The organism is Paenibacillus sp. FSL H8-0280 (assembly GCF_045040665.1).
GTDB classification, from domain to species: Bacteria; Bacillota; Bacilli; order Paenibacillales; family Paenibacillaceae; genus Paenibacillus; species Paenibacillus xylanexedens_A.
Window position 1 is genome coordinate 2,264,276 of record NZ_CP150296.1, and the last position, 11,610, is coordinate 2,275,885.

The window sequence follows — 11,610 nt, forward strand, 5'->3', positions numbered from 1 at the left end:
CTGGGGCCCTCCCTCGGAAGGGAGGGTTTGGGTGGGTGCGACTACTAACAGATGAGGATGAAGCCAGATGACTTATAAATTAATTGCACTTGATGTAGATGGAACGCTGCTGAATGATCATCATGAACTTACCGAATGGACTCAGGAGACCTTGATCCAAGCTTCCCGTCAGGGAGCGGAGATTGTCCTGTGTTCAGGTAGAGGTCCTGCCAACACGATTCCTTTTATGGAGCAGATGGGACTGGATGGATATGTGATTACGCATAACGGCGCCGTTACCGCGCAAGTCGATACCCGTGAGGTAGTTCATCATTTTGCATTAGATGGACAAGGACTAGAGCCGATCATATCCTACTGTCGAACCAATGGAGTACATTTTGACATTAATACAGCATTTGGTCTGTATGTGGATCAACCGGAAGGTTTGGGGTTGCAGGTGCGTGAGATGTATTACAACTTTATGGCAGAGCCACTGAAGTTACCCAAGTGGGTTGACATGACAGAACCGCTGGCGAAGTTCACTGCATTTGGTCCGATTGAACAGATGGATGCAGTACTTCAGGAATGGTCTACTTGGAATCTGCCTTATTATATGACACGGAGTGGTGACTTTTTTATTGATCTGATGCATCCCGAAGCGTCCAAAGGCGCTGCTCTTAAAAGGCTTGCTGAATCGAAGGGAATCCTGCCTTCGGAGATTATGGCGATTGGTAACTACTTCAATGATATTACTATGCTGACTTTTGCGGGCAAAGGCATTGCCATGGATAACTCACCGGACGAGGTGAAAGCTGCTGCGGACGAGGTTACACTCTCCAATAACGAGCAGGGTGTGGCACACGCAATCCAAAAATATGTGTTATCCGTCTAACCCTACATCTTATACTTAAAATGCACGCTTTCCTCATAATCTACCGTCCTCAGGGGCATCCTAAGAGAATAACGTTAGGAATGGAGGAGGACACGTGATGAATTATGATGTGGAATTGGTTGCAGACCTGCGGACATCAGGTGGAGAAGTACAGGACGTGATGGTCAATGGTCAATATGCAGGCTCACTGTTCCTTGTGTACAGAGAAGGAGATCGTTTATCAGGTAGTCTTCAGATCGAGCAGGAGTCTCTGCCAGATGATACAGAGCAACGTATCGTGGAAAAAGTGCATGCCTATGTCCGTTCTCTTGCAGATGCGTTGGAAGCTGCGTATTATGAAGTGCTGGTTAGTTGTGGCTCATTACATACGGTTCTGCATAAGCCTGAGTCAGAGACAGTGTGGCCGTCTGAAGAATTGAATCATGACGAAGGCAGCTATGACGATATAGGTAGCAGTGGAAGTAAGGTAATCCCTGTTTCACAAGCCGAATCGTTTACATATGAAGATCGGGATCAGGTTCTGGAGATGGAAATGGTAAGCGCAGGACGCAGCATATCGACGTATATATTCAATGATGTCGAAGGGCAGGAACTTGCAGAAGCTTCCTTAAAACAATATGGCGCTGATGTACAAGGTGAAATACACTGGTATGACGAGCCGGAAGAGAATCAATTGGAAGCTGCGGCAGAGTTACTGGTCAGAGAGCTGGATGAAGATATCATCGATACGATTACGATCCGCATGTGGCATCAGGGCAACGAACTTGAAACGCTAGAGTGGGTACATCGCGATTTCTCCGAGGATTTGGAGGATACCGATGAATCGGATCTGGATGAGCTGGAAGCTGCTGAAGAAACATGTTATGTCATGCTAAAGCGTAAGGATCGGGAGTTCCGGGTATATGAGCTGTTTCTTCAGGAAAGAGGTGGATTGCCTGTGGGAACAGCAACAATAGACACTTCTCATTCAGATCTGACGGGATACATTGATTACGAGGTTCCTGGTACCAGCATTCAGCGAAAGAGCCTGGTCGAAGTGTTGATGCTGGAGTTGGACAAGGAAATGGAGTTTGACACCTTGCACCTGACGATGTTGTATCGAAATCAGATTATTGATGAAGCCAGAATAGATGGGTAAAGGGCAACCGCCTTTTACCTTTTTTGTTCTCATTTTGACGAAAAATCCATTTCCCGGTATAGTACCATTAGTTTAAAAGAGATCAGGAAGCGGAGGAGAACAATGATGCACTCATTCAGGATCATTAGCCAATATATTAACGATGGTTTTCAAGCGGTTCAGGCGAAGCCGGAAGATACGGAGGATGTGATGTCGCTGCTGGTGGAGACAGCCGAATGGTTACAGAGCCAAGGTTCTTCCCAATGGAACGCTTTGCTTAAAGGTGAAGATTCACATGATACGGCAGGGGCGATTCGCCGTGGGGATGTGTTTGTATTTAAAAAAGGGGCGGACGTAGCGGGGATGGTCATCCTTTTGGTTCAGCCAAGTCCTTGGGATATTCATCTTTGGGGTTCAAAAGCTTATGCCAAGGACGGCGCAATTTATCTGCATCGGTTAGCGATTCGAAGAAAATATGCTCAGAGCGGTCTGGGACGGTCCATTTTGCAATGGTCCAGCAGCGGCATACATTTTGAAGGAAAACACACTGTTCGGTTAGATTGCGGAGCGAGCAATGCTACGTTGAACGCCTTTTACGCGCGGAACGGGTATACTTTTTTGGGAGAGACCGATGGTTACAGTACATATGAGAAGCCCGTGGAGCCACTGAGCTGAGAATTTTGACTATCCTATGAATATGTTGACGACAACCGCAAGCGATGGGCTGCTGAATTAAAGCTTTTGCTTCTGAGAGGCACGTTTCATGAATATGTTGTATATACGAGTTGGTGAACAAAAGCTTGGTCAGTTTAGCTTTGATTGAGCTGTTTAAATAGCCAAAAGTTTGCACTATCTTACGTAATATAGATGTTCCGGCTTCCCTATGTCATAATGGATAGTAGAGCCGTATGCAGAGAAAATAAATGATGTGCATACAACAGAGGATGGGCAATTGAGAGGGATTCTCATTTTGTATCTTTACTGAACATATGTTCTGATATATCATGAATGAAGATGCATTGAAAGAACGTAAGTTAGAAAGGGGGAAACTAACGGTGAAATTGCTGCAGGCGCTTTTCTTTCCTCCGGAGCAGCCCGGAGGTGTATCCTCTATGATTCCGTATATGCAAGAGAGATTTACAACCCCGAGGTGGGAAATGGATCTGTTCTCGTTGCCAAAGCGAATTCGCAACAAGGGCAGAGAGGAAGTTCAGTTCGAAACGTTTGACTGGACGGAATATCAGGATAGTCCTGTTGTCCAAAAATATATTCAAACTTATCGTGATTATCTTTGGTGGACCAAACTGCGTATTCAGAAGCCCTATGATCTGATTCATGCCCACCATCCAATTGCAGGACTTGCGATGAAAACGGTTTTCCCGGATACACCCCTCATTCAGACGATTCACTCCAGTTATGAACGAGAATTAATCCTTAATGGACGCATTGAAACGGATGGACCGGAGCATCGATTCCTGCTTGCGATATATGGTGAGCTGGAACACCAGGCAGAGCGCCTCTTGACGGTGTCGGATTCGTTCCGTCGTTATCTGGCTCCCTACGTGAAGGAACCTGATGTCATCGGTGTGATTCCCAATGGATTTGATGAGAAGCGCTTTAAGCCGATTCCTCATGATAATGCGATACCACAACTGGTCACGGTATGTAGGCTTGTTCCGGCGAAAGGGTTGGATATTCTTTTCAAAGCTTGTGCGGAACTGAAGGGCCGAGGTCATGATTATGTGTTACATATTATTGGAGATGGACCGATTCGTCCTGATTTGGAAGAATTGGCGCAGCGATTGGGGATCTATAATGAGACCATTTTCTATGGTTACACACTGCACCCTGAGGAATTCATGCCATTCTTTGATATTTTTGTACTTCCTTCACGGGCAGAAGCATTTGGTTCCGTCTTTGCTGAAGCGGCGCTGAGTTGTCTTGCCCTTGTGGGTACGGATGTAGGTGGTATACCGGAACAGATCGAGAACGGTAGCAATGGGTTGCTTGTACCGGCAGAAGATCCTTCTGCATTGGCTGAAGCGCTTGAAAAGGTGATGCTGGACCCGGCTTACCGTTATGAACTTGCCCGTTCGGCGTGTGAAAAAGCCAAAACACATTACTCGCTCGGCAGATCGGTGAATGAGCTGAAAAAAATGTATCTCCAGTTCCCTAGCCAAGCCTAAAACGGAGAGTAACAAGTTAAGCCGCTGTGTTATACAGCGGCTTTTTTGTCATTTCTAAGGAAAGAATACGCCGCGATAACTTGTGGTCATGAACCAAATAATGCTCATAATCATGAAATACATAACTGTGAGATTTATATATTGTTGCGTTTACGAAAGGTGCCCCAGCGGTTCAGTACTAATTTGGCAGCCCAGATCAATGCCATACTTCCAAAGATGGGGTAAAGGATGGACAGCAGGGAACTGAATCCAAACTGGCTGAGTGAGTAACACAACAGCATAATGGTTAATGTAATGAAACGGGGATGGACACGTATATGTTGTCTCAGTTGCAAGGTCATTCCATAGATATCGGCTACAAAGGTACTGAATATTTCCATAAAAATAAGGGATACATATACAGATTGCACTGCCCATCCAAGTTGAAAGGCGATGCTACCCATCGGGATTTCGAATTGGATGATGCCGGGCATCTGAGCTGACATGGCAAAATGAGCTGCCATCAGCATGAAACCAACGCCAATTCCACCCAACACTCCACCCCACTTCAGCACATTCCGACTACGGATCTGGTTACCTACTGGCACAAGAACAGCTTGAGCCAACACCAGATTGAATGAAGTATACAACAGTGGAGACAGCCACACTTGAATAGGGTTTGAGTCTGTCGTCAGTGTGATGAATCGGGAAGCACCTGGATGATGGATCGTACTGGTGATCATGAGCAGAGATAACAGGAGCATCATGGGCACGACGATGCTATTCATTTGTAGGATGGCTTGAATGCCCCGACCGAGAAGCAGATATGTCCCTACAAGTGTGACGATCAGACCTGTCTGATAATGCAAACCCAGATGTTCGACAAAAACGGAGCCTGCTCCGGCAAGCATGACACTGTTCACGCCAATGAGAATGAGAAGGGTCACCCAGGTGATCCATTTGCCCGCCTTGTGGCCGAATAAATGTTTGTTTAGATCCTCATAAGAGCGGGACCCGGTATCGTGAGCGATCAGCATCATTTTGGTACCTAACCAGACAAAGAGCATGGTGGATAAGCCTATGGTGATGGTGGCCCATTTGCCATACTGGGTAAAAAACTGCAAAATTTCCTGCCCTGTAGCGAAGCCGGCTCCAACCACCGTTCCAATGTATGTAAATGCGATCTGCAGCACCCGAAATGCCTGTTTCATGTGTTTCCCCTCTCAGGCCCCTGTATAGTTTGGACATGCGGGTACCATGGTACAAGGTATGCTTGACCCACGAAAGTCATGACAATGGATAATGAGCTTTGGCTTGAAATGCGTCCCAAGGACAGCGCCCAGGCAATTTCGCTTGAACTTATAGATAGATATATGATACTTTTACCTCATAGGATAGGCTTGGGAGGTCAAATCATGGAATTATTGAAACAACGAATTTTACAAGAAGGTGTGGTTATCTCGGATCAAGTATTAAAGCTGGATGGTCTGTTGAACCACCAGATTGATCCTGCATTAACGATGGAGATGGGACGTGAGTTTGCTGCCCGTTTTCGTGAAAGTGGAGTAACTCGGGTAATCACGGTAGAATCCTCAGGGATTCCGGTTGCTTTTGCAGCAGCCTATGAACTTGGGGTGCCCCTTGTATTCGCCCGTCGTAAAAAAACACTTCTGGCTGATCCTGATGCTTACTGTGAACGTGTACCGTCCTTTACCAAAGGAATTGTAACTGACATTATGGTATCCCGCGAGTTCATTCATGAGAATGACCGTATTTTGTTCATTGATGATATTATTGCCAATGGAGATGCCGCTCGTGGCGTCATCAAAATTATCGAGCGTTCCGGTGCGGAACTCGTCGGATTCGGCGTTGTGGTCGAGAAAAGTTTTCAGGCGGGGGCACGCACGATTCGTGAACAGGGTATTCCGGTGGAAGCCTTGGTACGCATTCGTTCCCTGAACGATGGTACGGTACAATTTGACGATAACGAAATGTGACATTTTAAAGGAATAGGGCCTATTTTTTGAACTATGCCTTTGCATGACCGCCGATTTCATTTATAATGGGGTTATGTTAGGGAGAGGAGGCAACACCATGGGGAACCAACCGGCAACAGAACAATTTTTTAATGATAAGCTGGCGGAATCGAAAGTTCATTTTGAACGTGCCCTGGATTGTAAACATACGGAATTCGATGACCTTTATCCCTATATGATTGAACATCCTCAATTTTTCTGGTACAAACGCTATGTTGCCTGGTCAGAATTACTGACGATTGTAGGCTTGTGCGAAGAGTTGTCCTTCTCTTGGAAAGAACAATTTACACCGCATCAAGTGGAGTACCTTGAAGAACGTGTGATGTCCGCCAAAGTGCTTGATTTTTGGTTCGAGAAGAACGACAGCAAAGAGCACGCGCAGCGGTAACTTTCAGTCGGGACATAATTTCGAATGACATGACAGTCCAATACAGTCACGTGAGACCTAAATGACATTTCATTTAGGTCTCTTTTTGTAAATAAATTTGGAATATAGGAGCCATGAAGATGATTAGTGATACAGAACTGGACGCCCTGCGTCTGTCAGGTGAGAAAGTAAGAGTAGTACGGGACGAGCTGGAATCTAACGATGTAACCGGGATTGTGGTTGCCTGGGATGGCGAGCAGGTACTTATCCGTCGTCAGAATCGACGTGTCGTGAAGCTGGATCGCGGTTACCGATATCAGCTGTTCAGCGAGCCGCGCCAGAGTCCACTTAGTGGATAGCAATCGCTTATAATTGAGCAGGAACTTTGAGCGTTTAAATGTTTGGAATTACCATGATTTCTTGGCATAATTGGCTCACTCGGGAGAGAAGATAGGTACAGTGAGGAAGATCTGTAACTATAGCCGAGAGGGTGTGCTACAAGCCATGACATTGATGAATGATAAAGTTCATGCCTACAAGGATCAGATTGGAGCATTAAGCGATGTACTGCCAGGTGTGGTGAAGTCGTATCATGAGTTTACCGGAGAATGTTTCCAACCTGGCGTGATTGATGCCAAGACAAAACAGCTAATTGCACTCGGCATTGGATTATTCGCCAACAATGAAGTATGTACCTTCTACCATGTAGAAGAAGCCCGTGCCAAGGGAGCAACAGATCAGGAGATTATGGAGACCGTTGCGGTGGCCGGAGCTGTTGGAGGAGGACATGCCCTGTCTCAGGGTGCGATGCGAGTGCAGAAGGCGCTGCATTAGTAAGTAATGCAACATACATTTTTAAGTACAAAAAAGGCATCCGGTTAATAACCGATGCCTTTTTGTATGTGAATCACATTTTACCTAACATTTTATCATACATAAACTGTCCAGTTACCCGACGTGCTGTTACATAGCGGTCATTGAAGTATGGATTCGATAACTTTGTGATGCTTACACCTTTACTGCTGGAGGCATGAGCGAATTGTCCGCCGCCGATATATACACCTGTATGTGAAATGCCTTTGCCTGTTGTATTAAAGAACACCAGATCACCTGTCCGAACATTGCTCTTGGATACAGGCGTACCTGCTTTGGCTTGCTGCTGAGAAGTACGTGGCAATTCAATGCTGTATTTGTTGAAAAGATATCTCATAAAACCAGAACAGTCGAAGCCGGCTACAGTCGTGCCACCCCATTTGTAAGGAATACCTGTCATGTTGTTCACTACGGAGTTGATACTGCTTGCCTCTGTGCTTGTTGCCCCGGATGTAAATAATACAGCTGCTCCAAAAATGGAGATAATCAGTTTTTTCAAAATCAATGTTCTCCCTTCGATGCCTACGGAGTTAGCTAAGGGTTCGGTAGAAGGTTCCCTATATTTCCTATGTATAAGAATAATTCACCCAAATTGGTTCCCCCGTTTTCAAACATGAAACTCGGCAATGAATAATTAAGTTTTTGTAACTATTTGAAACTATATTGCATAAATGCGTAATTGTCAAACCCATTTAAACCCTTTCTTAATACCTCAATGTTAGCGGAATTAAGGTTTTTATATGAAAAAAGGGATCAACTTTGGGTATCATTCATGACAAAAACGTCATTATTGATTCGTTTAAGACGAATTTGGATAAATAAATAGGTTTGTCATGAGTTAAAAGAACTATTCCGTTATGTAGAATTAGAGAGATTATATTCATTAAGTTGCATATATTGACAAAAATCGATTTTTTGCATAATATCTGATTATCCAATCCACATATTGGATTTAAATTGATTTTATTATGCGATAAATATAAATAAAGGAGGTTTAGGGACGCGTATCATAGATAAAGTAGAAGTGGAAGATTTATAAAAACGAACATAGGAGAGTGTTACATTTGAAAGCGAAGAAATTAGTTACTTTTGTCCTGGCATGTACGATGGTGTTCTCAGCAGTTGGAATGGCAGTTCTTCCTGTAGGGACGGTATCTGCTGCGGATGCATCAGGTACAACAGCGAGTATTTTTGATATTTTGAAGAACCAGCTGCCGGATGGAGGTTGGAGAAAAGATTATAAACAGACAAGTGGAGAATGGGCAAAGTCCACGATAGACAACAAGGCTACATACTCAGAAATTAGAAGATTGGCGAAGGAATTTAAAAAGACGAATGATCCGCGTTACTCCACAGCTGCAATCAAAGGAATTAACTTTTTGATCAACATGCAGTATTCAAACGGCGGATGGCCACAGGTCTATCAAAGCTCCGGATATCACAAGCATATTACCTACAATGATGATGCCATGATTAATGTAATGATCATGCTCGATGAAGTAGCAGCACGCAAAGGTGATTTCTCGTTTATTGATAGTACACTTGCTAATCGCAGTAAAAATTCAGTTGCCAAAGGTGTGGAGGCGATTTTGAATACACAAGTCGTTTCAGGCGGTAAGCTGACAGGATGGGGACAACAACATGATTCCAGTTCCCTTAAACCAGCGAGCGCAAGAATCTACGAAGTGCCATCGCTGACAGCTGGAGAGAGTGTAACGATTGTTAAATTCCTGAAAACCAGACCTGCTAACGCTAAAATTACCGCATCTATTAAAGGAGCGGAGGCTTGGTTTAACAAGGTAAAAATTACGGGTTACAAGTATGAAAGAGCTAATGGAGATAGTAAAATTATCGCTGATTCCAAAGCTGCACCAATTTGGGCACGCTTCTATGAGATAGGAACGGATAAACCAATCTTTATTGGTCGTGACGGGGTAGTTAAATACAAATTAAGTGATATTGATAAAGAAAGAAGAGGCGGTTATGCATGGTATGGTAACTGGCCTTCCAAGCTGTAATTTGAAGTATGCTTCCGTTTTAATGAACCAAACTATTAGCAGCAGTTAAAGGTAGAGCCCGAATCGACATGGACGTCTGGTTCGGGCTTTATTGTTATTATTTTCAGTGTTGACATGATAGATTCCGCATGATATATTATTTCTTGTCGCCGATATTGATGACGGAGATACAATATGCGGTCGTGGCGGAATTGGCAGACGCGCACGGTTCAGGTCCGTGTGGGCTAACCCCCGTGGAGGTTCGAGTCCTCTCGACCGCATCTAAAAAAAAGACTCCTTAAGCTAACGCTTAAGGAGTCTTTTTTGCATTTTTTGATATAACACTAACATTAGACTTAAGTATCCAAGAGGTTAGTGCTTAGCTGCACGTACAGCAAATGTCTTCCATCAGCCATACGGAACGTTTATTGTGCTGCGGTAACATTAACGCTGTCAATATTCGGTCCTTCCGATCCAGTGGTAACCACTTTCAATGTATTGGTGCCCGTGTTCATGGGGACCTGTATTGTTTTTTCAACCCAAGTGGACCAGCTTCCCGTAGCCGGAAAGGGCTCGTTGCTAATGACTTTGGTTCCGTTCACAAAAATGTCGAGGTTCCGAGTGCCGCTTTCCAGCGCATAACGAAACTTTACGTTTTTGGTACCTGTTGTCGTGTTATTAATGCCGTTCCATTGAATGGCCGAACCAGTCATCGCATTGAAGTTAACATACCCGGAGCCAGTGTAACCGGGGTAGATTGTTTCAATGGCAGCTTCCGTAAGTGACGTTCCGGTCTCGGCTTCATACGTAGTGCCACTGCCTGTATTCCCGCCGCTATTTCCGCCAGTAACGTTGGCAACAAACGTTGTTACGCTCTGAGGCGGGAGCTGTGCCGTGAAGGCTCCATTGGATACGGTAAGCGCGTTTCCGCTTGCCAAGTTTCGACTGCTGTCCGTAATCCATGAGGACACCGTGGAGGCATTACCATTCTGCAGAACGAATTTTTGGCTTGTGGCTGAAGTTCCACGGTTAATTGCCACGACGACGACTTTGTTATCACCTTTATAGGCTGAGACAAATGTGTTTGTATCCGGATTTTTCGTTGCATCGACTCGCAGGTAGCCTGGACGCACGAATTTAGAGAAATGAGCCATATTATACCCGCGTTTGCTTATGGTACCGTCCTCTTTCATCGGACCATACTGTCTGCGGATGTACCACCACACGTAGGCCTGGAAATCACCTTCTACCATGGCATTGTGCATGTGATAGGAAACGTCTAATGCTTCAGGCCAGCGGTCTGCTGAGTTGTTGTCACTGTTCGGAACATACACCTCAGTCATCCACAGTTCTTTACCGGCTCCTTTTTGCTTAAAGAGAGGGTAGGCAAAATTGGAAATCTGGGTTCCATACGTATGTGCTCCCAGAATGTCCATGTTGGCAAGTGCCTGCGGATCATTCAGGATTGGGTCGGATATGTTCTTTAAGTATTGGAAGGATTCAGGCGCCATGACTTTGGTACCTTGAATGGACCCGGCATTTTCTTTCATGAATCGAAGGATCTCTTGTGGAGTCCACCAGGTCCAGTCATGAGCATAATCCGGTTCATTTTGCACAGAAATGGCATACAGATCTACGCCGTTATTTTTCATGTAGTTTACAAAGTCGTTCAGATGTTGCGCATATGCGGCATATTTGTCGTATTTCAGACGTTTGGCATTTGTGTCCCCATTGCGGTTGAATGTTTCAACCATGCTGCTTGGAGGATTCCATGGGGAAGCAAATACGATAGCACCCTTTTCAATAGCCCGTTTGGCTGTGGCAACTTCACGATACCAGTTATTAGAATCCGGATCAACGTAGATCCTGAGAATGGAGAAGCCTAACTGATTCTGATCATTACCGAAAGCAGTTTCACGTTGAGCGGGAGTCAGATCACCAATCCAGGCAGGGAGGTTAATGCCTCCAAAGCCCTTGATCAGCTGTTTTTCCGAGGACAAATTAATGTTGGCATCGCTGGCTGCTGACACATTGGTCGGGGTTAACATCAAAGGCAGGGCTGTTAAACAGGCCAAAAGAACATTAATCGTCTTTTTTAGTTTGAATTTCACTACTTTCATCCTCCTCGATAATAGTAAATGGTTACATAGAGAAACCGCGACCAGGAAAACAAACAAGAATAGC

Annotated in this window: 12 protein-coding genes, 1 tRNA gene and 1 riboswitch; of the genes, 10 read left to right on the top strand and 3 right to left on the bottom strand. The window is 44.9% G+C overall.

Annotated elements, in window-relative coordinates; translation table 11 throughout:
- Nucleotides 1-67 precede the first annotated feature (67 nt).
- The 4 genes from MHI12_RS10250 (at nucleotide 68) to MHI12_RS10265 (ending at nucleotide 4,174) form a co-directional block, all read left to right on the top strand.
- Nucleotides 68-871, top strand: coding sequence for a Cof-type HAD-IIB family hydrolase (locus tag MHI12_RS10250; RefSeq protein ID WP_278295848.1), 804 nt, complete (start codon nucleotides 68-70; stop codon nucleotides 869-871).
- Between the two features lie 97 nt (nucleotides 872-968).
- Nucleotides 969-2,009 carry a hypothetical protein gene (locus MHI12_RS10255; protein WP_405172303.1) on the top strand — a complete coding sequence of 347 codons (1,041 nt, stop codon included), beginning with the start codon at nucleotides 969-971 and terminating at the stop codon, nucleotides 2,007-2,009.
- 102 nt (nucleotides 2,010-2,111) lie between these two features.
- Entirely contained in the window at nucleotides 2,112-2,663 is a 552-nt protein-coding gene (locus MHI12_RS10260; protein ID WP_341006805.1) for a GNAT family N-acetyltransferase, read from the top strand.
- 380 nt (nucleotides 2,664-3,043) lie between these two features.
- Nucleotides 3,044-4,174, top strand: coding sequence for a glycosyltransferase family 4 protein (locus MHI12_RS10265; protein ID WP_036609621.1), 1,131 nt, complete (start codon nucleotides 3,044-3,046; stop codon nucleotides 4,172-4,174).
- A 134-nt stretch (nucleotides 4,175-4,308) separates the two neighbouring features.
- Here MHI12_RS10265 and MHI12_RS10270 read toward each other — a convergent pair whose 3' ends face one another.
- A complete protein-coding gene (locus tag MHI12_RS10270) occupies nucleotides 4,309-5,364 on the bottom strand; it encodes a hypothetical protein (RefSeq protein ID WP_074094468.1) in 1,056 nt (351 codons plus the stop codon).
- Between the two features lie 204 nt (nucleotides 5,365-5,568).
- Between MHI12_RS10270 and MHI12_RS10275 the strand changes: the two genes are divergently transcribed.
- The 4 genes from MHI12_RS10275 to MHI12_RS10290 all read left to right on the top strand — a co-directional run bounded on the left by MHI12_RS10275 (nucleotide 5,569) and on the right by MHI12_RS10290 (nucleotide 7,390).
- The gene (locus tag MHI12_RS10275; protein ID WP_036609617.1) at nucleotides 5,569-6,150 is read left to right on the top strand and encodes a xanthine phosphoribosyltransferase; all 582 of its coding nucleotides are present in this window, start codon (nucleotides 5,569-5,571) and stop codon (nucleotides 6,148-6,150) included.
- 97 nt (nucleotides 6,151-6,247) lie between these two features.
- Nucleotides 6,248-6,577 carry a hypothetical protein gene (locus MHI12_RS10280; RefSeq protein WP_036609615.1) on the top strand — a complete coding sequence of 110 codons (330 nt, stop codon included), beginning with the start codon at nucleotides 6,248-6,250 and terminating at the stop codon, nucleotides 6,575-6,577.
- Between the two features lie 119 nt (nucleotides 6,578-6,696).
- Nucleotides 6,697-6,915 (top strand): hypothetical protein, encoded by a 219-nt coding sequence (locus tag MHI12_RS10285; protein ID WP_405172304.1) that lies wholly within the window; start codon nucleotides 6,697-6,699, stop codon nucleotides 6,913-6,915.
- Nucleotides 6,916-7,060: 145 nt separating this feature from the next.
- Nucleotides 7,061-7,390: a carboxymuconolactone decarboxylase family protein gene (locus MHI12_RS10290; RefSeq protein ID WP_017689352.1), complete on the top strand. Its 330-nt coding sequence runs from the start codon at nucleotides 7,061-7,063 to the stop codon at nucleotides 7,388-7,390.
- Nucleotides 7,391-7,463: 73 nt separating this feature from the next.
- On the opposite strand, the gene MHI12_RS10295 is transcribed toward MHI12_RS10290, so the two are convergent.
- The gene (locus MHI12_RS10295) at nucleotides 7,464-7,928 is read right to left on the bottom strand and encodes a C40 family peptidase (RefSeq protein ID WP_036609611.1); all 465 of its coding nucleotides are present in this window, start codon (nucleotides 7,926-7,928) and stop codon (nucleotides 7,464-7,466) included.
- A gap of 5 nt (nucleotides 7,929-7,933) precedes the next feature.
- A riboswitch (cyclic di-AMP (ydaO/yuaA leader) is annotated at nucleotides 7,934-8,065 on the bottom strand.
- Between the two features lie 419 nt (nucleotides 8,066-8,484).
- Here MHI12_RS10295 and pelA point away from each other — a divergent pair.
- Entirely contained in the window at nucleotides 8,485-9,447 is a 963-nt protein-coding gene (gene pelA / locus MHI12_RS10300) for a pectate lyase (RefSeq protein WP_405172305.1), read from the top strand.
- A 176-nt stretch (nucleotides 9,448-9,623) separates the two neighbouring features.
- Nucleotides 9,624-9,707: transfer RNA gene (locus MHI12_RS10305), tRNA-Leu, on the top strand.
- 144 nt (nucleotides 9,708-9,851) lie between these two features.
- Here MHI12_RS10305 and MHI12_RS10310 read toward each other — a convergent pair.
- The gene (locus MHI12_RS10310; protein WP_405172306.1) at nucleotides 9,852-11,546 is read right to left on the bottom strand and encodes a carbohydrate-binding protein; all 1,695 of its coding nucleotides are present in this window, start codon (nucleotides 11,544-11,546) and stop codon (nucleotides 9,852-9,854) included.
- Nucleotides 11,547-11,610: the final 64 nt, after the last annotated feature.

Excerpts from the sequence above, each read along its gene's own strand:
- MHI12_RS10290 (WP_017689352.1), top strand. The coding sequence starts at position 7,061 with ATGACATTGATGAATGATAAAGTTCATGCCTACAAGGATCAGATTGGA.
- MHI12_RS10270 (WP_074094468.1), bottom strand. The coding sequence starts at position 5,364 with ATGAAACAGGCATTTCGGGTGCTGCAGATCGCATTTACATACATTGGA.
- MHI12_RS10310 (WP_405172306.1), bottom strand. The coding sequence starts at position 11,546 with ATGAAAGTAGTGAAATTCAAACTAAAAAAGACGATTAATGTTCTTTTG.
- MHI12_RS10275 (WP_036609617.1), top strand. The coding sequence starts at position 5,569 with ATGGAATTATTGAAACAACGAATTTTACAAGAAGGTGTGGTTATCTCG.
- MHI12_RS10255 (WP_405172303.1), top strand. The coding sequence starts at position 969 with ATGAATTATGATGTGGAATTGGTTGCAGACCTGCGGACATCAGGTGGA.
- MHI12_RS10260 (WP_341006805.1), top strand. The coding sequence starts at position 2,112 with ATGATGCACTCATTCAGGATCATTAGCCAATATATTAACGATGGTTTT.
- MHI12_RS10280 (WP_036609615.1), top strand. The coding sequence starts at position 6,248 with ATGGGGAACCAACCGGCAACAGAACAATTTTTTAATGATAAGCTGGCG.
- MHI12_RS10285 (WP_405172304.1), top strand. The coding sequence starts at position 6,697 with ATGATTAGTGATACAGAACTGGACGCCCTGCGTCTGTCAGGTGAGAAA.
- MHI12_RS10250 (WP_278295848.1), top strand. The coding sequence starts at position 68 with ATGACTTATAAATTAATTGCACTTGATGTAGATGGAACGCTGCTGAAT.